At 64.8% G+C, this 20,269-nt stretch carries 20 protein-coding genes, 7 tRNA genes, 1 pseudogene and 1 riboswitch; of the genes and pseudogenes, 15 read left to right on the forward strand and 13 right to left on the reverse strand.

Annotation, left to right across the window (positions count from 1 at the left end; translation table 11 throughout):
* Positions 1-13: 13 nt before the first annotated feature.
* The 6 genes from AC4D2W_RS01110 to AC4D2W_RS01135 form a co-directional block, all read right to left on the reverse strand.
* Positions 14-87, reverse strand: a tRNA-Gly gene (locus AC4D2W_RS01110).
* 25 nt (positions 88-112) lie between these two features.
* Positions 113-184, reverse strand: a tRNA-Val gene (locus tag AC4D2W_RS01115).
* 45 nt (positions 185-229) lie between these two features.
* Positions 230-303 (reverse strand) — tRNA-Gly (locus AC4D2W_RS01120).
* 35 nt (positions 304-338) lie between these two features.
* Positions 339-410 (reverse strand) — tRNA-Val (locus AC4D2W_RS01125).
* 24 nt (positions 411-434) lie between these two features.
* Positions 435-508: transfer RNA gene (locus tag AC4D2W_RS01130), tRNA-Cys, on the reverse strand.
* 62 nt (positions 509-570) lie between these two features.
* Positions 571-644 (reverse strand) — tRNA-Gly (locus AC4D2W_RS01135).
* A 465-nt stretch (positions 645-1,109) separates the two neighbouring features.
* Here AC4D2W_RS01135 and AC4D2W_RS01140 point away from each other — a divergent pair.
* The 13 genes from AC4D2W_RS01140 to AC4D2W_RS01200 all read left to right on the forward strand — a co-directional run bounded on the left by AC4D2W_RS01140 (position 1,110) and on the right by AC4D2W_RS01200 (position 11,468).
* Positions 1,110-1,184, forward strand: a tRNA-Val gene (locus AC4D2W_RS01140).
* A gap of 194 nt (positions 1,185-1,378) precedes the next feature.
* Positions 1,379-2,260, forward strand: a complete 882-nt coding sequence (locus tag AC4D2W_RS01145; RefSeq protein ID WP_490925084.1) for a cytochrome — start codon at positions 1,379-1,381, stop codon at positions 2,258-2,260.
* Between the two features lie 120 nt (positions 2,261-2,380).
* On the forward strand, positions 2,381-2,980 hold the full coding sequence (gene def, locus AC4D2W_RS01150) for a peptide deformylase (RefSeq protein ID WP_490925085.1): 600 nt from the start codon (positions 2,381-2,383) through the stop codon (positions 2,978-2,980).
* Positions 2,981-2,992: 12 nt separating this feature from the next.
* The gene (gene fmt / locus AC4D2W_RS01155) at positions 2,993-3,922 is read left to right on the forward strand and encodes a methionyl-tRNA formyltransferase (RefSeq protein ID WP_490925990.1); all 930 of its coding nucleotides are present in this window, start codon (positions 2,993-2,995) and stop codon (positions 3,920-3,922) included.
* On the forward strand, positions 3,919-5,457 hold the full coding sequence (locus AC4D2W_RS01160; protein ID WP_490925086.1) for an RsmB/NOP family class I SAM-dependent RNA methyltransferase: 1,539 nt from the start codon (positions 3,919-3,921) through the stop codon (positions 5,455-5,457). Before fmt ends, AC4D2W_RS01160 begins: the two co-directional genes overlap by 4 nt.
* 72 nt (positions 5,458-5,529) lie before the next feature.
* Positions 5,530-6,198: a ribulose-phosphate 3-epimerase gene (rpe, locus tag AC4D2W_RS01165; protein ID WP_490925087.1), complete on the forward strand. Its 669-nt coding sequence runs from the start codon at positions 5,530-5,532 to the stop codon at positions 6,196-6,198.
* Positions 6,199-6,294: 96 nt separating this feature from the next.
* Positions 6,295-6,440: riboswitch (FMN riboswitch) on the forward strand.
* Positions 6,441-6,546: 106 nt separating this feature from the next.
* On the forward strand, positions 6,547-7,233 hold the full coding sequence (pnuC, locus tag AC4D2W_RS01170) for a nicotinamide riboside transporter PnuC (RefSeq protein WP_490925088.1): 687 nt from the start codon (positions 6,547-6,549) through the stop codon (positions 7,231-7,233).
* On the forward strand, positions 7,230-8,333 hold the full coding sequence (gene ribD / locus AC4D2W_RS01175) for a bifunctional diaminohydroxyphosphoribosylaminopyrimidine deaminase/5-amino-6-(5-phosphoribosylamino)uracil reductase RibD (protein WP_490925089.1): 1,104 nt from the start codon (positions 7,230-7,232) through the stop codon (positions 8,331-8,333). The genes pnuC and ribD overlap by 4 nt, the downstream gene beginning before the upstream one ends.
* A 9-nt stretch (positions 8,334-8,342) precedes the next feature.
* Positions 8,343-8,996, forward strand: a complete 654-nt coding sequence (locus AC4D2W_RS01180) for a riboflavin synthase (RefSeq protein WP_490925090.1) — start codon at positions 8,343-8,345, stop codon at positions 8,994-8,996.
* Positions 8,993-9,721 carry a 3,4-dihydroxy-2-butanone-4-phosphate synthase gene (gene ribB / locus AC4D2W_RS01185; protein ID WP_490925091.1) on the forward strand — a complete coding sequence of 243 codons (729 nt, stop codon included), beginning with the start codon at positions 8,993-8,995 and terminating at the stop codon, positions 9,719-9,721. Before AC4D2W_RS01180 ends, ribB begins: the two co-directional genes overlap by 4 nt.
* Entirely contained in the window at positions 9,718-10,398 is a 681-nt protein-coding gene (gene ribA, locus AC4D2W_RS01190) for a GTP cyclohydrolase II (RefSeq protein ID WP_490925092.1), read from the forward strand. The genes ribB and ribA overlap by 4 nt, the downstream gene beginning before the upstream one ends.
* Before the next feature lie 47 nt (positions 10,399-10,445).
* Positions 10,446-10,928: a 6,7-dimethyl-8-ribityllumazine synthase gene (ribH, locus tag AC4D2W_RS01195; protein WP_490925093.1), complete on the forward strand. Its 483-nt coding sequence runs from the start codon at positions 10,446-10,448 to the stop codon at positions 10,926-10,928.
* A gap of 54 nt (positions 10,929-10,982) precedes the next feature.
* Positions 10,983-11,468, forward strand: coding sequence for a GNAT family N-acetyltransferase (locus AC4D2W_RS01200; RefSeq protein WP_490925094.1), 486 nt, complete (start codon positions 10,983-10,985; stop codon positions 11,466-11,468).
* Positions 11,469-11,646: 178 nt separating this feature from the next.
* Here the strand turns inward: AC4D2W_RS01200 and AC4D2W_RS01205 are convergent, their stop codons facing one another.
* Entirely contained in the window at positions 11,647-11,925 is a 279-nt protein-coding gene (locus AC4D2W_RS01205) for a hypothetical protein (RefSeq protein ID WP_490925095.1), read from the reverse strand.
* Between the two features lie 234 nt (positions 11,926-12,159).
* On the reverse strand, positions 12,160-13,539 hold the full coding sequence (locus AC4D2W_RS01210) for an MFS transporter (protein WP_490925096.1): 1,380 nt from the start codon (positions 13,537-13,539) through the stop codon (positions 12,160-12,162).
* A 133-nt stretch (positions 13,540-13,672) separates the two neighbouring features.
* Here AC4D2W_RS01210 and AC4D2W_RS01215 point away from each other — a divergent pair, with 133 nt between their 5' ends.
* Complete coding sequence (locus tag AC4D2W_RS01215; protein WP_490925097.1) at positions 13,673-14,953, forward strand: MFS transporter; 1,281 nt, start codon at positions 13,673-13,675, stop codon at positions 14,951-14,953.
* A 349-nt stretch (positions 14,954-15,302) separates the two neighbouring features.
* On the opposite strand, the gene AC4D2W_RS01220 is transcribed toward AC4D2W_RS01215, so the two are convergent.
* Positions 15,303-15,587: a hypothetical protein gene (locus AC4D2W_RS01220; protein WP_490925098.1), complete on the reverse strand. Its 285-nt coding sequence runs from the start codon at positions 15,585-15,587 to the stop codon at positions 15,303-15,305.
* On the reverse strand, positions 15,584-16,093 hold the full coding sequence (locus tag AC4D2W_RS01225; protein ID WP_490925991.1) for a recombinase family protein: 510 nt from the start codon (positions 16,091-16,093) through the stop codon (positions 15,584-15,586). The genes AC4D2W_RS01220 and AC4D2W_RS01225 overlap by 4 nt, the downstream gene beginning before the upstream one ends.
* Positions 16,094-16,426: 333 nt before the next feature.
* On the opposite strand from AC4D2W_RS01225, the gene AC4D2W_RS01230 reads away from it, so the two are divergent.
* Positions 16,427-16,744 (forward strand): hypothetical protein, encoded by a 318-nt coding sequence (locus tag AC4D2W_RS01230; RefSeq protein ID WP_490925099.1) that lies wholly within the window; start codon positions 16,427-16,429, stop codon positions 16,742-16,744.
* 615 nt (positions 16,745-17,359) lie between these two features.
* Here AC4D2W_RS01230 and AC4D2W_RS01235 read toward each other — a convergent pair.
* The 3 genes and pseudogenes from AC4D2W_RS01235 to AC4D2W_RS01245 form a co-directional block, all read right to left on the reverse strand.
* Positions 17,360-18,560 (reverse strand): annotated as a pseudogene (locus tag AC4D2W_RS01235) (IS30 family transposase).
* A gap of 240 nt (positions 18,561-18,800) precedes the next feature.
* Positions 18,801-19,358: a TetR/AcrR family transcriptional regulator gene (locus tag AC4D2W_RS01240; protein WP_490925100.1), complete on the reverse strand. Its 558-nt coding sequence runs from the start codon at positions 19,356-19,358 to the stop codon at positions 18,801-18,803.
* A gap of 69 nt (positions 19,359-19,427) precedes the next feature.
* Positions 19,428-19,895, reverse strand: coding sequence for a nuclear transport factor 2 family protein (locus AC4D2W_RS01245; protein WP_490925101.1), 468 nt, complete (start codon positions 19,893-19,895; stop codon positions 19,428-19,430).
* Positions 19,896-20,269 lie beyond the last annotated feature (374 nt).

Below are 20,269 nucleotides of genomic sequence, written 5' to 3' on the forward strand. Positions count from 1 at the left end.
CTGCAGCGTTGCGAGCGGACGACGGGATTCGAACCCGCGACATCCACCTTGGCAAGGTGGTGCTCTAGCCAGCTGAGCTACGTCCGCAAAACAAGACAACCAAAGTTGTCCGTGCGCGATACTGGGATCGAACCAGTGACCTCTTCCGTGTCAGGGAAGCGCGCTACCGCTGCGCCAATCGCGCTTGATGCATCAAGTCTCCCTGGCGGGGGACCGGTGCAGTCAAGAGAGCGGACGACGGGATTCGAACCCGCGACATCCACCTTGGCAAGGTGGTGCTCTAGCCAGCTGAGCTACGTCCGCAAAACACAGTTGTGCGTCAAAAACACAAACTGTAGTGCGCGATACTGGGATCGAACCAGTGACCTCTTCCGTGTCAGGGAAGCGCGCTACCGCTGCGCCAATCGCGCCCAAAAGGGCTTGCAAGTCCTCTGTGGAGGTGGGGACGGGATTCGAACCCGCGTATACGGCTTTGCAGGCCGCTGCCTCGCCTCTCGGCCACCCCACCGTGACCGCTGCGTTAGCATAGGCCGACCAGTCAGAATCAACCGGTTTGTACAGTGACTTGCGAGCGGACGACGGGATTCGAACCCGCGACATCCACCTTGGCAAGGTGGTGCTCTAGCCAGCTGAGCTACGTCCGCATGCTGAAGAAGTAAGGTAATTAACCCCGAATCGCTTTCGCTTTTCGCGGCGAACTCCCGCTTTCCAACGAAGAAAAACTCTATAGGACTATTCGCGGTTCGTCCAATCGAGCCCAATTTCGGGTTGAACAGGCAGCTGATCGGCAGCGGCACGTCGTCGCAGGTGGGTGCGGGAATCGGCCGCAGTGGTTCGTTTTTGAGGAGCGTGAACGGTCCGCTTAGTCGTTGGTACCAAGGCAAAGGTACGACGACGGCGGCCAGGGAGGTGCCGCCGCCGTCGTCATACCTGGCCGACGGCCGAACCCGCCGCGCCCACGCTGACCCGTGCAAGTGTCGTCAAATCGGCGTCGTCAATGCAGCTTTAGTGAAGGGCTGACACGCGAAAGCACCGCCGGTTTGGAGCCTGTCCCGATCTGGGCTAGCATCTTTAGACGTTGCAGTTGTGAAAACAACACGCAGCTATGGGGGCGATTGGCGCAGTGGTAGCGCGCTTCGTTCACACCGAAGAGGTCACTGGTTCGAACCCAGTATCGCCCACCAAATAACAATGGAGGTCCCGTCCGGGGCCTCCATTGTTGTATCTGGAGCCAGTCCGGACCCTGTGTGGAACCGTGACCGGTGGCGGTGCCGGCTAATTCCTGCCGGAAAGCCAAACCCTGCGGCGGGCGGGTTGCCCGGCCGTGTCCCGGAGGGCCCCGCCAACTTCTGTCAGTGCGCAGTGGCAAACTGAAGATATGACTGAACCAGCTCTGGCACATGCAACAGAATTCGGGCGGATGTACTCCCGTTCCCTCTCGGAACCGCCCAAGGTACCCTCCATCACCACCGTGATCGCACAGGGATCCACCTCTCTGGACGGCTGGCACAGCCACATGGCGGCCACCGCCGTGGTGAAGGATCCCAAGCTGCCGGCAAGCCTGGGCAACCCGGGTGCACTGCGCTCCCTCGTTAAGGAAGCCTCGCGCGCATCGGAGCGTTACCGGGACCAGGCAGCGGAACGGGGCACCCGCGTGCACTACTACTGCGAACAGGTTTCCCTGCGTGCATTGGATCTGCCGCACGAGCTGGAAGCAGCACGCACGGCGCTGCTGGAACACGGAGAGCACCAGTTTGCCGACCGGTTTGATGAGTGGTGGGACCTCTATCAGGTGGAACCGCTCGCACCGGAAATCACCGTATGGAATGACGAGCTGGGTTACGCCGGCACACTTGACCTGGTGGCGCGCATCAACGGCCGCCTCTGCCTCATTGACTACAAGACCAAGAACACGGACCGCGACGGCCAGGTGAAGCCGCTGGATGACAAGGTTGTCATGCAGCTGGTGGCGGGCATGAAGGCGAAAGAATCACTCGTCGACGCCGGCACGGGCAGCTGGGAACCGTGGGCCTACGGCGAGGACCCGCTGCTGCTCGGCGTCGCCATCGGGCAGACCGAAGTGCGGCCCATGCGTGCCAACCCCGCAGTCCTGCCGCAGCACTGGTTCAAGTTCTGTGCACTGCGCCGGCTCTGGCAGACCTCGTACGACGTCGCGGGGGCGGGCCGTGCGCTCCTGCCCATCGCGCCGCCGCCGGCGGGAGCCCACGCGGTCCGCGCACCCCAGACGTCTGCGACCTAAGCAGGCACGCCTGTTCGTGCGGGGGCGCAGCAACGTGCCGGGCACAACTAGACTGGTCTGAGCAACAATTCGTCAGCAGCAGCGCAGAAACAGTCAGTAACAGTAAGGAACGAAACCTAGATGGCAATCCTGAACATCCGGATTATCGGTGACCCCGTCCTGCGGACCCGGGCCGAGGAGGTCACGGACTTCGGGCCGGAACTGGCCAAGCTCGTCGCCGACATGGAAGAAACCATGGTGGATGTTGACGGCGCCGGACTTGCCGCACCCCAGGTGGGCGTCAGCCTCCGGGTGTTCACCTACCGGATTGACGGTCAGGCCGGGCACGTGGTGAACCCGGTCCTGGAACTCAGCGAAGACCGCCAGGAAAACCAGGTGGAAGGCTGCCTGTCCATCCCCGGCCTGGGCTTCCCCGTTCCGCGCTACCGCTGGACCCGTGTCACCGGCGTGGACAAGGACGGCAACCCCGTAACGCTCGAGGGTGAAGGAATGCTTGCCCGCGCCTTCCAGCATGAAACCGATCATCTGGACGGCGTGCTGTACATCGACCGGCTGGAAGGCGAGGACCGCAAGAAAGCGCTGCGCGCCATCCGCCAGGCGGACTATGACGCCATTGCAGGACGCACAACGGCAGAGCGCGCCCAGACTGTCGGTTCCGCCTTCGGTGCCGGTGCGTCATTCGGTGCCGGCAGCTCATTCGGCACCGCCGGACAGGCCTAGCGCTCCGTGGCTATGCGTGTACTTTTCGCCGGCACCCCGTCCGTTGCCGTCCCCTCGCTCAACGCCCTGCTTGACGCCGGTTTCGACGTCGTCGCCGTGCTCACCCGCCCCGACGCACCGCTGGGCCGCAAGCGCACCCTGACGCCGTCGCCCGTCGCCGCCCGTGCCGAGGAACTGGGCCTGCCGGTGATCCGTGCGGCCAAGATTGACGACGACGCCGTTGCCGCCATCCGTGCGGCCAACCCCGACGTGGCCGCGATTGTTGCCTACGGGGGACTTATTCCCGAACGGGCGCTGAGCATCCCCGAACACGGTTGGATCAACCTGCACTTCTCCCTGCTGCCGGCCTGGCGCGGCGCCGCGCCCGTGCAGCACGCCGTTATCAACGGCGACGACGTCACCGGCGCTTCGACCTTCCTGCTGGAAAAGGGACTGGACACCGGCCCCGTCTACGGCCAGCTGACCGAGACGCTGCACCCGGAGGACACCAGCGGTGCCCTGCTGGAACGGCTCTCACACAGCGGCGCCGTGCTGCTTGCGCAGACGCTGAGCGCCGTCGACGCCGGCTCAGCGCAGGCCGTGCCGCAGTCCGGGGACATCACCCTGGCTCCCAAACTGACCATTGACGATGCCCGCGTGCACTGGGACCAGCCGGCCCTGGCGATCCGCCGCCGGATCAACGGCGTCACGCCGGAGCCCGGCGCCTGGACCACCTGGGACGGTGCCCGGTTCAAGATCGGCGCCGCGGTGCTGCGCCCCGACGTTACCGATCTGGCTCCCGGCCAGGTCCGCTTCACGGGCGGGGCGCAGGCAGCAGCCGTTGTTGGCACCGGCTCGTACGGCCTGGAACTGGCGCAGGTGCAGCCCGCCGGTAAGAAAATGATGCCGGGGGCCGACTGGGCCCGCGGCCTGGCCAACCGTGAGGATGTGGTCTTCGAATGACCCCCCAGAACAGCACACCGCAGAACAGCAACTCCTCCAACCCTTCAGCCCGGGGCAAGGTGCGCAACGAAAAGGGACATGAGCGCAGCCGTCCCTCCGTGCGCAGCCACACCAAGCAGGCACCGGGCCAGCGCACCCGGGCGGCCGACCCGGCACGCCTGGTGGCCTTCGAGGTGCTTCGTGCGGTCTCCGAGGACGACGCGTACGCCAACCTGGTACTGCCCAAGAGCATCCGCAAGCATCACCTGGACAAGCGCGACGCCGGTTTTGCCACCGAGCTCGCCTACGGCGCCCTGCGGGGCCAGGGAATGTATGACGCGATTCTCGCCAAGTGCGTGGACCGCCCGCTGGATAAGCTGGACCCCGCTGTCCTGGATGCCCTGCGCATCGGCGCCCACCAGCTGCTGGCCATGCGCGTTCCGGCTCACGCGGCCCTGGACCAGACCGTCGGCCTGGCCCGTGCCGTCATTGGAGCCGGCCCGTCAGCCCTCATCAACGCGGTGCTGCGCAAGGTCGCAGCCCGGGACCTGGCCACCTGGCTCGAAGAGCTGACCCGCGGCGAAACCGACGCGACCAAGCGTGCAGCCATCGAACACAGCCACCCCGAATGGATTGTCCGCGCCCTGCGCCAGTCGCTGGTGGCCCACGGCCGCAGCGTGGACGAGATCACCGACCTGCTGCAGGCGGACAACGACGCCCCCGTGGTGAACCTGGTTGCCCTGCCCGGACTGGGCACCCTGGACGAAGCCCGTGCAGCAGGGGCCGTGGACGGCGAACTCGTTGTCGACTCGGCACTGTACTCGGCCGGCGACGTCGGCCGCCTGGACTCCGTCCGCGCCGGCACCACCCGCGTCCAGGACGCCGGTTCCCAGCTCGTCGCCCGCGCCCTGGCCGGCGTGGATATTGGCGACCGCACTGCTGACGGCAGCCGCGACGGGGAACAGTGGTTGGATCTCTGCGCCGGTCCCGGCGGCAAGGCGGCCCTGCTGGCCGCCCTGGCCAACGAAAAGGGTGCCGTCCTGCTGGCCAACGAACCGGCGGAACACCGTGCCAAGCTGGTCCGCCAGGCACTGGAAGCAGTTCCGGGTGACGTCTGGGACGTCCGCACCGGCGACGGCCGCAGCATTGCCGAGCAGTACCCGGACACCTTCGACCGCATCCTCGTGGACGCCCCGTGCACCGGCCTGGGTGCCCTGCGCCGCCGGCCGGAATCACGCTGGCGCCGCAAGCCCACCGACGTGGGGGAACTCGGTGCCCTGCAGCGCGAGCTGCTCACCGCGGCCGTGGATGCCGTTAAGCCCGGCGGCGTCGTGGCCTACGTGACCTGCTCCCCGCATCCGGCCGAGACCACCGCCGTCGTCTCCGACGTGCTGCGCCTGCGCAATGACCTGGAACTGCTCGACGCCGGAGCGGCGCTGGACAATGTCAGCCTCACCGGCGACCTCGGAGCCGGACACGAGCTCACCGCGCAGCTGTGGCCGCACATTCATCAGACGGATGCGATGTTCCTGTCCCTGATCCGACGCAAGGTCTAATCCAGTCCCGATCTGCCCTGCGGGGCGGGCCGGCGCGCGCCGGTCCGCCCCGCAGCAGCTACAAGGAGAATCATGAGCACGTGCTGTATCAACCCGAGCATCCTCTCGGCCGACTTCGTTAACCTGCAGGCGGAGCTTGAGCGGATCAGCACTGCCGATGCCGTCCACGTGGACGTCATGGACAACCATTTTGTGCCGAACCTGACCATCGGACTGCCGGTGGTGGAACGGATCCAGCAGGTGTCGGCGCTGCCGCTGGATGCTCACCTGATGATTTCCGACGCCGACCGCTGGGCTCCGCTGTACGCGGAGCTGGGACTGGCCTCAGTGACTTTCCACGTGGAAGCCTCCGCCGCGCCGATCAAGCTGGCGCGGGACCTGCGGGACCGCGGCGCGAAGGCCGGCATGGCGCTGCGGCCGGCCACCCCGGTGGAACCGTACCTGGACATGCTTTCGGAGCTGGACATGCTGCTGATCATGACCGTGGAACCGGGCTTCGGCGGGCAGAAGTTCCTGGACGTGACGCTGCCGAAAATCCGCCGTGCCGCCGAGGCCGTCCGCGGCTCGAACCTGCCGCTGGCCATCCAGGTGGACGGCGGGATTTCGGCCGACACCATTGAGCGCGCGGCCGAGGCCGGGGCCAACGTGTTTGTGGCCGGATCCGCCGTTTACGGCAGCGGCGACCCCAATGACGCGATCAGCAAGCTGCGCGCCGCCGCGGAAGCTGTCTCCCGGCGCTAAACGGTTCCGCCGCCGTCGTGGCGTGAGCATTATTACTTGAACCTTCACCAAATTTTGGAGCTTCACCCCCGCGGTTGTGTAAGAATGGTCTTAACAATCGTGCTCCGGGGTCGGTGTAATTCCGAACCGGCGGTTATAGTCCGCGACCCGCACTGCAGCTCCCGAACCTCGGGAAAAGCGGTGCGGTTGAACTGGTGAAATTCCAGTACCGACAGTTAAAGTCTGGATGGGAGAAGCACGTGCAGTTTGTTGAACCGACGTTTAACGTCTCCGCATGCGGGGACGTTAAACCGTCGATGCATCGCACTGTCGTACCCCCGGAGCCGCCGCTAAGGGGATAGGAACGACATGGATTTTTTGCGGTGGCTCTTTGACGCTCAGGTACAGGTAGGGTCTTCATCCCTGCTGGTCCGCGAGGTCGTAGGCAACATCTTTGGGCTCCTCAGCGCCCTCGGCGGTATGCGCCGTAAAGTCTGGGCCTGGCCGGCAGGCATTCTCGGCAACATCCTCCTCCTCACCGTCTTCCTCGGATCCCTGTTCGGCGACGCGGACTCCGCAACGCTCCTGGGCCAGGCCGGACGGCAAATCATGTTCATCGCCGTTTCCATCTACGGCTGGCGGCGCTGGCAGCAGAGCCGGAACGACGGCGGCAGTGCCGTTACGCCGCAGTGGGCCTCCAACCGGGAACGCATCGGCCTGGTGGCAGCCCTGCTGATCGGAACCGTGGCACTGACCCCGGTCTTTGCGCGGCTGGGGTCCTATGAACCGGTCTGGGCGGATGCCTGGACCTTCGTGGGCTCCCTGCTCGCCACCTACGGCATGGCCAAGGGGTGGGTGGAGTTTTGGCTCATCTGGGTTGCCGTGGACATTGTGGGCGTTCCGCTCCTGTTCAGTGCCGGCTACTACGCCACGGCGTTCATGTACGTCTTCTACGGCATCTTCACGCTGATCGGGTTCTTTGTCTGGGCCAAAGCCAAGAAGAACGAAAAGCCCGAGATTGAGACGGTGATGCCGGACCCCAGGATCGTGCGGTGACCGGCCTGCACGGCGAAAGTCCGGCTGACGGCGGCGCTGCCGAACGCAGTCAGCGCAATGCCATGGCACTCGCGCTGGACCTTGCTCGCAAAGGCGTCCGCGGTGCGAACCCCCTGGTGGGTGCAGTGATCCTCGACCCCGCGGGGGCGGTCCTGAGCAGCGGCTTCCACCGCGGCGCCGGAACCGCCCACGCGGAAGCCGATGCCCTCGGCAACGCTGCTGCCAGCGGAACAAACGTCGCCGGGGCCACTATGGTGGTCACCCTGGAACCGTGCAACCACACCGGACGGACCGGCCCCTGCTCGCAGGCCATCATCGATGCAGGCATCTCGCGGGTGATTTATGCGGCACCAGATTCCACCGCTGAAGCCGCCGGGGGAGCGGCAGCCCTTGCCGCCGCCGGGGTTCAGGTTCAGGGCGGCCTGCTGGCGAAGGAATCCGCCGAGTTGAATCACCGCTGGATCCGCGCCGCGCAGGAGAAACGGCCCTTCGTGACACTCAAGACCGCCCAAAGCCTGGACGGCAGGACCGCTGCCGGTGACGGCAGCAGCCAGTGGATCACCGGCGCCCCGGCCCGCGCTGATGCTCACGCCATCCGCTCTCGGGCGGACGCCGTCGTCGTCGGAACCTCGACAGTGCTCGCCGACAATCCGCAGCTGACCGCGCGCGACGCCGCAGGCCGCAACGCTGTCCGGCAGCCGCTGCGGGTGGTCGTCGGCCGCCGGCCGGTGCCTGCCGACGCAGCCGTCCGCGGGACCGACGGCCAGTTCCTGCAGCTGGAGGAGCATGACCCGGCGAAAATCTGCCGGGAACTCTACGCCCGCGGCGTCCGGCACCTGATGGTCGAAGGCGGCGCCACAGTTACCAGCGCCTTCCTGCGCGCCGGGCTGGCGGATGAGCTGGTGGCCTATGTGGCGCCCCTCCTGCTCGGTGCCGGCACCCCGGCGTTCGCGAACCTTGGCGTGAGCACCCTCGCCGATGCCTCCCGGTGGCGCTGGGATGAGACCGACGGCGGTGCCGCCCGGCCTGTGGGTGCCGACCTGCGGCTGCGGCTCGAGCCGGTGCCAGAATCGGCTGGCCTTTCTCCCGAACTACCGTAAGGAGCACATGTGTTTACCGGAATTGTCGCTGAACAGGGCAGCGTTGTATCCCTGAATCCGAGCACTGCCGAGCAGTCAGCCGTACTCGTCATCAGTGCTCCCGCGACGGGAGAGGGACTGGAGCCGGGCGGATCGATCGCCGTGAACGGCGTCTGCCTCACGGCGACGTCCCTGGACGGAGACCGGATCTCCCTGGACGTCATGGGCGAAACCCTGGACCGGACCACCACGGGCAGGCTTCGTCCGGGAATGAAGGTCAATCTGGAACGCTGCGTGCCGGCCGGCGCACGGCTGGACGGCCATGTGGTCCAGGGTCACGTGGACGGTGTCGGGGAACTGCTGGAACGGGAAAACATGGGCAACTGGGACCGGCTGCGCTTCTCGGTGCCGCTGCAGCTGGCCAGGTACATCGCGGAAAAGGGTTCCATTGCGGTGGACGGCGTCTCGCTGACGGTCACCGCGGTCAGTGGCGCCCAAGAGCCGCAGCAGTGGTTTGAGGTGGGTTTGATCCCCACAACATTGGCGGCGACCGGCCTGGGTGCACTCGACATCGGGGGAGCGGTCAATCTGGAAGTGGATGTGCTCGCCAAGTACGCTGAACGGCTGCTCGCCTTCACCGCGTCACCGGCCGCGGCACCCGCCGCGGAAGGAGGACACGCATGAACATCCGGACCCGCCGGGCCGCCGCGCGCGCCGATGTTACGAACGAACTGATTCTGCTGGACAGCATCCCCGCAGCAGTCCAGGCCATCGCGTCGGGCCGTCCCGTCGTCGTCGTGGACGATGAGGACCGCGAGAACGAAGGCGACATCATCTTCGCCGCCCAGCACGCAACGCCCGAGCTGATGGGCTGGACCGTCCGCCACACCTCCGGCGTGATCTGCGTTCCGCTGCCCGGCGATTTCGCTGACCGGCTGAACCTGCCGCCGATGACCGCCGTGAATGAGGACGCCAAGGGCACGGCGTACACGGTTTCCTGCGATGCGGCGGAGGGCGTGACGACGGGCATCAGCGCAGCTGACCGCGCGCTCACCTCCCGGGTGCTGGCGAATCCGGCCGCGACGGCGTCGGATCTGCACCGTCCCGGACACATCTTTCCGCTGCGCGCGCACGACGACGGCGTCCGCGGCCGCCGCGGGCATACCGAGGCGGCAGTGGAGCTGGCCCGGCTGGCGAACTGCACCCCCGTGGGCGTCATCGCGGAACTGGTTCACGATGAAGGGTCGATGATGCGGCTGCCGGCACTGCGCGCCTTTGCTGACACCCACGCGATACCGCTGGTATCCATCGACGACCTGGTGACGCACCTGAACGGCCTTGCCCCGGCCCGGGACGTCGACGGTGCTGCCGGACCTGTTGTCGGTGCCGGCGGGGAGGACCGGCCGTGAGCGAGGCGCAGAACCTGCCCGCCGGCGTCGTTCCCGGCCCCGAAGTTCACCTGCCCACTCCCTATGGCAACTTCACCGCCCAGGCGTGGACGGACCGGCGCACCGGAGCCGAACATCTGAGCGTGTCCGCCCCCGGAACGGGAATCCAGCAGGACGCCGCCGGGGCGGAGGCCGACGGCGGCGGTCCGGCCGCTCCGCTGGTGCGGCTGCACTCCGAATGCCTGACCGGTGACGTTTTTGGCTCCTACCGCTGCGACTGCGGCGAACAGCTGGAGCAGGCACTGGAACTGATTCACCTGCACGGAGGCAGCGTGCTCTACCTGCGCGGACACGAGGGACGCGGGATCGGTCTGGCCAACAAACTCCGTGCCTATGCTCTGCAGGAGGCCGGAGCGGACACCGTGGACGCGAACGAACAGCTGGGCCTGCCCGTGGATGCCCGCGATTATGAGGCCGCCGCGGACATCCTGCACGCCCTCGGACTGAACCGGATTCGGCTGCTGAGCAATAACCCGGCCAAACGGGATCGGCTGCAGCACTATGGAATCACCGTCGCGGCCATGGTGCCCTCGGAGGTTCCGGTCCGGGCCGAAAACGAACGCTACCTGCAGACCAAGCGGGACCGCATGGACCACCGGCTGACGATGCTGCGCACGCAGCCCGTCCGGCAGGGCTAACGGTCTGTCCCTAACATCACCACCATCGAACATCAGGAGAAGAACCCATGAGCGGACACGGCGCACCGGACAACGACGTCAGCAGCATCAAGGCCGAGGGCCTGAACCTTCGCGTGGCGATTGTCGCCGCCAGCTGGCACACCGAAATCATGGACGGCCTGATCGCCGGAGCCCTGCGAGCCGTGGCGGATGCCGGGCTGCTGCCGAAGCTGATCCGGGTTCCCGGCAGCTTTGAACTTCCCGTGGCCGCCGCCCGGCTGGCACCGCACTATGACGCCGTGGTGGCCCTCGGCGTCGTCATCCGCGGAGGGACTCCGCACTTTGACTACGTCTGCTCGGCCGCGACCACCGGTCTGACGGACGTCAGCGTCCGCACGGGAACGCCCATCGGTTTTGGCGTGCTCACCTGCGACACCGAACAGCAGGGCCTGGACCGGGCGGGCCTGCCGGGTTCCTCGGAGGACAAGGGCTATGAGGCGGTGGCGGCTGCGGTAAATACGGTGGCGGCACTGCGCGGCGCGGGCGTGTGAACGATGACGGAAATCAACGTCCGGCCGCTGACCGGCAGGAAACAGGATGCAGCGTTGGACATCCTCGTGACGGTTTTTGCAGCAGACCCCAGCTTTCAGCGTCTCATCCGCATCCGGAGCCTGATCCGCCCGGTGCTGACGAGCTACTACCGGCGCTGCCTTCGGCAGCTGCTTCCGGAGTCCAACGCGGATGGCGCTTGGGACGGAGACCGCCTCGTGGGAGTGGCGCTCTGGTATCCGCCGGGCCAGCGCCCGAGAGGCCTGCTGGGACGGACTGAGCGGTTATTTGCACCACGGCAGCGCAAGGCACGAGGCGGGTGGCTGCTGGAGGGTATTGCCGTTGCCGAAGAGGGCCGCGGAAAGGGAATCGGCAGCTCTTTGCTCGAGCACCGGCTGGCTGGATGCACCGATACGGTTCATCTGCAGTCGACCACCGAGGCCAGCGCCAGGCTGTATTCACGTTTCGGCTTTGTGGCCGACCAGGGTCAGAGTACCGGCGGCCTCTGGATGACGCGGCCCCCTGCAGCAGACCATCGGTAACCGGGATGGCTCCGGCGGCTGCCGAAGCTGATTCGGGTTCCCGGCAGCTTTGAACTTCCCGTGGCAGCCGGCACCGTGTTCGGGGCGCGCGCTGCGGCCGCGGCGGTTTGCACATTAAAAACGACGACGCGCCATCCGGTGTGGGATGGCGCGCCGTCGCGTTGAGCTGAAGCGCTTGTTAGGCGTTGTTGTTGATGCGGCCGCGGTTACCCGACTTGGCCAGGCCGCGGGCGACCATGAAGCCAACCGTCAGCCAGGTGATGTACTGCATGGCCTGGCTGGCGTCGAATGCGTCAACGCCGTTTTCGCTGGCATTGTCTCCGACAACAGCTGCCGTGATGATCGTGGCAATGACGGCCAGGACATAGAGGACGAACTCAAGGGTGCGAGCTGAAACCTTGATGTCGTTCTCGTTGGCGTGAACCGTGTTGGTGTTGTTATGGGTCTGCGTAGCCATGTGCTTTGTATCTCCTGGAAGTAGTGGGGTGAGAACGGCCTTGGGCCACGTGGACGCTGATTCCGCTTTGGGAACCACGTCGACAACTTCTCTACACTGTAGACATTAGCTGTATATTTTTACGATAGCAAGCCTACTGATAATAAGCATACGGATAGTGACTGCACTCAGTCCAATACGGCGCCAGGGCTTCGATGTCTAACCGGTGCCGGCACCGTTCATCCTCATGATCCGTCATCCAGCTTGGCTGTCCGGTGGCCGCGGATTCCGGATGCCCAGCACAGCTGTCAGCGCTGCAGCGAAGAAGAGCACTGCTGTGGCCAGGGCGCTCTGCCGGAAACCCCTGTAGCCCAGGGCTCCGCCGGAAATGGTGCCGACCAGGGCCACGGCGATCAGCCCGGCCACCCGTGACACGGCGTTGTTGACCGCGGAGCCTATCCCGGCGTCGTCTTCCCGCAGCTCGCCCAGGACCGCGGTGGTTAGCGGTGCCACCATGATGCCGAGCCCGACTCCGAACAGCACCAGCCCCGGCAGCAGTTCGGTTCGGAAGTCCACGGGCGGCTGCACTGCCAGCAGCAGCAGGAATCCGGTTCCGCAGATGGCAGGTCCGGCCGTCATGAACAGTCGGGGCCCGTACTTTCCGGCGAGGCTGCCAATGTAGGGGGACAGCAGCAGCAGGGCGATCGGCAGCGGAAGTGAGATGAAGCCGGCTTCGATGGCACTGAATCCGGCTGCTTCCTGCACGAAAACGGTGAGCGAAAAGGATCCCAGCGAGATGGCTGCGTAGGCCGCGGCCGTTACCAGGTTTCCGTAGCGGAAGTTCCGGGTCCGGAACAGGGACAGCGGCATCATCGGCGCGGGCGCGCGGGCCTCGCGGAGGAAGAAAAGCCCCAGCGCCGCAAGCCCCAGGACCAGGGGCACGACGACGGCGGGAGCCCGCCACCCGAGCCGGTCCTGCTCGATCAGGGCATAGACCGGCCCCGCCAGTCCCGCCACGGCCAGCAGTGCGCCCGGAACGTCGAGTGCGGTTTTTCGCCGTGGCGCACTCTCCTGAAGTCCGGCCGTGAGCATCAGGGTCACTGTCACCGGCAGCACGTTCACGGCGAAAATCAGCCGCCAGCTGGCCAGATCCACCAGGACTCCGCCCAGCAGTGGGCCGATGATGGCTGCCGTTCCCGTTCCGGCCGTCCACTGACCAATGGCGCGGGCACGCGCGGCGCCCTGATACGCCGTCGTTATCAGTGCCAGCGAGCCCGGGACCAGCAGGGCCGCCGTCATGCCCTGGACGGCGCGGGCGATGACCAGCAGCGTTGGATCCCACGCAAGGGCGCAGGCCAGGGACGCGGCACCGAAGCCGATCAGGCCAAGGCGGAGGATCCGCAGCCGGCCGAAGGCGTCGGACAGGGAACCGGCCAGCAGGATCAATGCGCCCAGGGGCAGGGTGTAGGCGTTGACCGTCCACTGCTGGGTGGCCAGTCCGCCGCCGAGGTCGGCGCTGAGGGCGGGCAGGGCCACCGTCACGATGGAGCCGTCCAGGAAGGCGACGAATGAGGCGAGGATCGCGACTGCCAGCAGCCTTCCATGTCCCGATGCGCGGGTGGCTGCACCTGCCATTGCGTGGGGGTCCTTCCGGATCCGGGAGTGTGCCTCCATGCTGGCATCCGGTGTCGGGTTTGGACAGGCGGGGCGACACTGAACCGGACCCGGATGTTAGCCGGCTTGGTGCCGCGGCAGGTACGCTCGGCTGATGTCCCTCGGCCGCGCCTTCCATGTCCTGTGGGGCGCCAACGCGGCGTCCAACCTGGCTGACGGACTGGCCTTCGTTTCGATGCCGCTGCTGGCCGCGTCCCTGACCGATGATCCGCGGTGGGTTGCGGGGCTCGCCACGGTGTACGCGCTGGTACGCCTGCTCGCGGCAATACCGCTTGGCGTGTGGGTGGACCGCGCGGACCGGCGGTCCCTGCTGGCGGCAGCGAACCTGATGCGCGGCGGCGCGGTCCTGGCCCTCGCCTTATGCGTCTCTTATGGGATCGGCGGACTGCTCCTGCTCTACGGGGCATTCGCACTCATCGGTGTCCTGGAAAGCGCGGCGGACAACGCAGCCGTGTCGCTGGTGCCCGCCGTCGTCCGGAGCCGCAACCTGGACCGGGCGAACAGCCGCCTGTCGGCTGCCCAGCTCATTGCGGACGAGTTCACCGGCCCGCCGTTGGCCGGATTTCTTTTTGCCTTTGCCGCGGCGGCACCGGTGTACGCGATGGGCGGGCTATGGGCGGCCGCCGGGTTCCTGGCGCTGGCGCTGCCCAAGCGCGGCGTGATTTCGTCCCGCGCCGGGGCGGCTAGCGCTGAACCGGTTACCGCTGGGCCGGCTTCAGCGGGAACCGGACGGGGGCCGCTGTGGACAGAGGCCGCAGCGGGCATACGCTGGCTGGCCCGGCACCGGGTCATCGGCGGGCTGGCCCTTACCGGCGCCCTGGCCAGCGTCGGTTACATGCTTCCCTTCTCCGTTCTGGTCCTCTTCGCCCAGCAGCAGCTCGACGTCGATACCGTGGGCTACGGCATGATTCTCTCCGTCTCGGCGCTTGGTGGACTGGCCGGATCCTATGCTGCGCCGCGGATCCGCCGCCGGCTCGGATACCGGTGGACAATCGTGGCGAGCCTGTTGATCGGTGCTGCCTCACTCGGGGCGCTGGCTGCCGCCCGCAGCGGGACAGCGGCTGCACTGCTTTTGGCGGCGTACATTTTCCACGCAGTGGTGTGGGGGGTCTGCGCAACATCGCTTCGCCAGCGTCTCGTGCCGGATGACCTTCGGGGACGGGTGAACGCGTCCTCCCGGGTCCTGGGGCTGCTGGGACTTGCGCTCGGCTCTGCCCTGGGCGGTGTCCTCGCGTCCCGGCATATTGTCCTGCCGACGCTTGCCGGTGCCCTGGTGTTTCTGGTCTGCGCCGCCGTCGCAGCCCTGGTCCTGTCCGACCTCAGCCGGGGAACCGGACGCCGAACCCCGAGAACAGTGAAACAACTGGATTCGTAGCAGGACAACCTATGCAAGTGCCACTGCGTATATGCGGACCAAAGCTGGCCGCCAGCGCTCCTACCGTGATCGGTGTCCGGCGGCTGCCGGGCAGTCGTCCAGTTCAGAGGACTTCCGCCGTGACCACTTTCCCAGCAGCAACCCGTGAGGCAGTTCTTACCGCCCACCGCACCGGCGTCGCGGTTCAGCCGTCGAAATGCATCACCGTCGGCACCGCGGAACGCTTACGGCTTTCTGACCTTGTGGTGTTTTGATCCAGAAGCGGCCGTAGCCGTCATCACTGACGGCGCCGAGCCAGATCCAGCAGCTATTCTCCTTGGGGCCTCGAAGCACGCAGGAGTCGAACCGTTCATCGTCGGACAAGTGCACGGCGTTCCTCCATTCGAATCACTGCCACGAACAGCCAAACGGAAAGCGGCCCTAGGATCAGGTAAGCCCAGCCAGGCGACGCTGCCGCCAGGAAAACAGTCCAAATAAGGACGAGCCAAAAGCCGGTTGATAGTGCACCGGCGATCTTGTTTCGAGTACGTTCTGGTATGGGAAACAACCGCAGCGGCAAATCGAAGACTGCGCGCATAAAACGGTAGTTGATCCACACACCTGCGGTCATCAGGGCACGGATGACACTGATCATGACTGCTCCATTTCGTCGCTGCTGCGTTGAAGTGCCCTGGTTAGACTCATTCGTCCGACTTGCAGGAGTCGTGAGATGTCAACAACCGTCAGCCCTTGGGTTCGCATTCGTTTGGCCTCCCGCAATTGTTCATCGGTTACGGTAGTCGGCCGGCCTCCCACACGTCCGCGTTCTGTTGCCGCAGTCAGCCCTGCTTGTGTGCGTTCGATGAGTCTGTTTCGTTCGTGCTCTGCCAGGGCCGCGAAGATGTGGAAAACCAATCGTCCGTCGACTGTTGTCGTGTCGATGAATGTCTCAGTCAGAGACTTGAAGTTGATGCCGCGCTGACCTAGTTGAACGATGATCTGTGCGAGTTCTGCCGTTGATCGCCTAACGCGGTCAAGCTTCCATACAACGAGAACATTTCCTGGCTGCAGATAGTCCATACAGGCATCCCAATCGGGCCGGGTTCTTGAGGTGCCGGACACTTTGTCCGTGAAGACTTTTAGAACTCCGGCCCGTTCCAGTGCATCAAGTTACAAAGCCGCGCCCTGGTCAGTGGTGCTTACGCGGACATAACCAATCAGGTTCTGGCTCGTCATAGATGTATGCTGTTCGGCTTCGCCTGCGTCTAAATAGTTGAAGCTTAACGGTATGAACGAAACTCGCAAGGGCATGATGATTCGTGCAAGGGTGTTTCGTTCACTTTTCCGTGCAAGGTGAGACGGCGAGTTGGCGCGGTCTTGGTGCACCTCGTTCTTGTCACGTCGCCGTGCACGGAAACGATCGTATTCGTGCACGCGCTATTGCTCAGCTCGTGTCGGTGACTTCAACGAGATACCTCGTCATACGCTTAGTCCATGGGCACGACAATCAATCCTCCTAACCCCGCACGCTTACGCTATGCGAAGGCCATGAAAGTCCTCATCTTTGTGTGCTGGGGGCTGATGCTGTTTGGCCTTATCACGGTTCTCGCCGGGGGGAATACCGGGCCTGCGGATATTGCTCTTGGTGGAGCGATAGCCTGTCTGGCCGGCATATTCTTCATCTTCTATCAGTCCATGCACCGATTTGGACTGGGTCAGCACCACTTTATTGAGGGAAAGCGTCTAACCCTGCTTTTCGTGCTGATTGGCGTCTCCATAGGGTTGGAGTTCCTGAGCATTGGCTTGGGCTGATTGATCTGCAACCGCCAGCGACTCCGCACAAAAAGTAGCTGCTGGGTACAGCAGCTGAGTTCCCGTCCAAGAGGCCGGCGGCTTGGGTTCATGCGTTTGGTCAGGCTCCAGTTACTGCAAATGAAGGTCGCTGCAGCTTTCATGCAGGGGGAATCTATTGTTGAAGTTCAGGAGTGGAAGAGCTTTGGCGCAAGCGTGGGCGTAGGCACACGGAGATGGGCATTTGTCTTCACACTGAGCCTTGACTGTTTCATGTTTGCTCCCATCTACTTCACTATTATGCAACCATCAGGCGTCCCTCCCTCCGCCTTTTCGGTAGCGGTGTCAACAGGCTTGTTCATGTACCCAGCGTTGGGATGGTTAGGCACATATCCTCGGCCAAAGCGATGGGTTTACCCCACGCAGGACTATCCGCTGTGGCAGATATGACATCTAGCGGATCTCCCCTGGCGGTCCACTACAAGGTAGGGCCTGGGTCAGGGAGGCAGATACCTTTCCATTCGGGAAGCTAATCGCGGGGAATGTGACGAGCATACGTCGCAGACGACATCAGGATTTATACACCTTCGGGGGTAGGCGTTGGGCCAAGTCAATCGGTTAGTGCAACGGGGGGGGTCAGGCTGCTGCTGGTTGCAGCAACTCCGCTAGTTTCTGAGCCGGGGTCGCCAGTCCAAGGGTCGGTCGGGGACGCCGGTTCAACGAGTCTTGGACCTTACGCAGATCCGCCTTGGAATACACGCTCAGATCCGTGCCTTTCTCGAACCAGTGCCGCAGCAGACGGTTCGTGTTCTCATTCGTGCCGCGCTGCCACGGCGAATGCGGATCACAGAAATACACCGGAGCCCCCAGCTCCATGGTGATCTGCCGGTGCTTGACCATCTCCACGCCCCGGTCCCAGGTCACCGTGCGCAGCAGATCCGCCGGCAGATGCTTCATCGCGGCAATCATCGCCTCGGCCACCGCCTCGGAGGTATGACGCTCGGGAAGATGCAACAGGATGGTGAACCGGGTCGAGCGCTCCACCAACGTCCCTATCGCGGATTTACTGCCCGTGCCCACGATCAGATCCCCTTCCCAATGCCCGGTCCTCGACCTCGGCCGGTCGCTGGCTGATCGTGAAGGCATCAGCGAAGTGCTTGCCGCGTCCGGTGGTGTGATCGGTGGTCAGGGGTTTCCGGCGTGCCCGCTTCAGGCTCAGGCTGCAGTATAGATCCTTGCGCAGCTGCCCGCGGGTTTGAACGTAGAGGCCCTGATAGATCGTTTCGTGGCTGGCCTGCATGCTCTTATCATCAGGGAAGTCCCGGGTCAGGACCAACGCAATGAGTTTCGGGCTCCAGCCCTGATCCGTCCATTCGCCGATCAGGGCGCAAAGCCTCGTGTTCTCGGCGAGCTTGAAGGGCTTGGGCCGGTCTGCGCGGACATGGGCCCGGGAATGGGCCATCGCGGCGTGATACACACCGTTGGCGTTGAGGTTGCGTTTGATTTCCCGGCAGATCACGGACCTATCCCGGCCGATCAGTTGCCCGATCTCCGCCTGGCTCCTGCCGGCCCGCAGCCCGCACATGATCTCGATCCGTTCATCCAGGCTCAGCCGATGCCCCCGCCCGCGGGGTCTGTCCACCGGGCCGGGACGGGCCAGTCCTCCGTCGCCGGGTCCCTCCACTAATTTCATCGCACCAGCATCACGCCACCAGTTCGATCCGCTGTTGCGGGACACGCCCATGACCTCACAGGCTCTGACCATGGATTGGCCGGAACAAATCAGATCAAAGAGCCGGTCCTTGAAGTCTTGGGAAAAAGGAAAACCGCCGGGCATCGCATCGCTCCGTTACTTTCAGAGCGTTGCACTGACCATATGACTCCGCCTTGTATCCCGACGGGACATCTGTCCCAACGACAGGCACACTGTGGCGTGGGCGGTTGCCGCAAGTAGATGCGTGGTTCTTCGACAGCTGTCGAGGGATGCCCCCGGTTAACCGGGGCGAGGCTTCAGCTGAGTAGGTTGCCAAACTCGCTGCTGCGGCGGCTTCCTCGATCGGGCGAAGCTACCGTCGTTCTATCGAGACCGCTGTCCGCTGAGGGTCCGCGCCCACGGCTCGTCGACGTCGGACAGGCCCAAGATCAGCGTGACATTTTCGAGCATGCCGGCGCCGAACCAGTACCGGACTGCAGCGTCGTCGTGGTTTAGAAGCTCACTAACGAGTTCGACCTGCCTGGCGTAGCACGTGCGCACAGCCTCTGCCACGAGCGGCTCATCAGCTGCGCAACTGGCTTGCATGAGGAATCGCATGACGTCCCGGTCCTCGATCAGAGTACTGTAGGCGGACTGGATCGCGCGCATCACTGCTTCCGCCTCCCGCAGAGGTCCGATTTCTTCGGCAGCTCCGGTCAAAGCATCCGACATCAACTCGGACACGTGGAGGACGGCACCAGCGAACAACGCCTCTTTGCTGGCAAACAGGCGGTAAACGTAGGGCTGAGATATTCCGGCCCGTACGGCGATCTCGCTAGTCGCGGTGCCGTAGTAACCCTTGCGCGCGAAACAGGCCACGGCAGCGTCCAGTACGACTTGACGACGTTGATCGCTCCTTACGCTGGAGCCGGTGGCAGGCATGTCTCTCATTCTCTCATTGCGGAGGGGGTGGGACGGCTAGGTGACCCGCACCACCCCACCCCCGCGGGACTAGCGCCCCGCGGGCCACGACACGTCTTGGCCACCGGCCGCCTCGTCGGGGGTCATGGCCTCAATGACCACGAGAGGATTCCAGTAGTCGACAAACTGCGCGACCAGGCCCGCCTCGTCGAGGCGAATCACCGTGATGACTGTCTGCTCGTACGGTTTGCCTGTGCTGAGGACACTTCCCTCCGAGCGGTATTCGGCGACCGCGGTCCGGCGATCGGTCGTTTCGATGAACTTGACGTCGACGAACTTCACGTCGAAGGTCTGCGGGAAGCCGCGCATGTGGGCGATCAGCGCTTCGTGTCCCTGCACCCTGTTAGGCACACCGGGAGGCGCGAAGGGGAACTCAACCGTGCCGTCCGCGGCGTACAGCTCGATCCACTCGTCGATCTGGCCGGACGACACCAGCCGAACGTGCTCTGCCAGGGCGTGTTGCGCGGGGGTGAGCTCGCGGGCGGGGGTGACGGTCATGATTACTCCTTGGTTAGTGATTGATCAATAACAAACCTAACAGGGAGGCTGTCGAAGGGCAAGGGCGAGGGCCGTCAAAGCCGAACCGAAACAGACATCGGTCGTCCGTTTGGCGATCCAGGCCCCATATCACGGCTAGCGGTTGCAACCGCTCGTTGCACGCTCATATTGGTGGCGGCCCTGTTGATTCCCGCGCTCACTCGCAGCTACCAGCTCGACTCCTGATACCTGCGGGTACTGCATTGCTCCTTGGGGCAAACATGACTGCTCCACCGAGCGGGTTAAGACTGGCGTTTCCTGCTATTGCATGTCGCATTGACTGCGGGCAAGACGCTCCAGCTGCGGGGCGGGCTTGTCTCGACTCGATGTGCCTA

It is taken from the genome of Arthrobacter sp. TJ-58 (assembly GCF_058269295.1).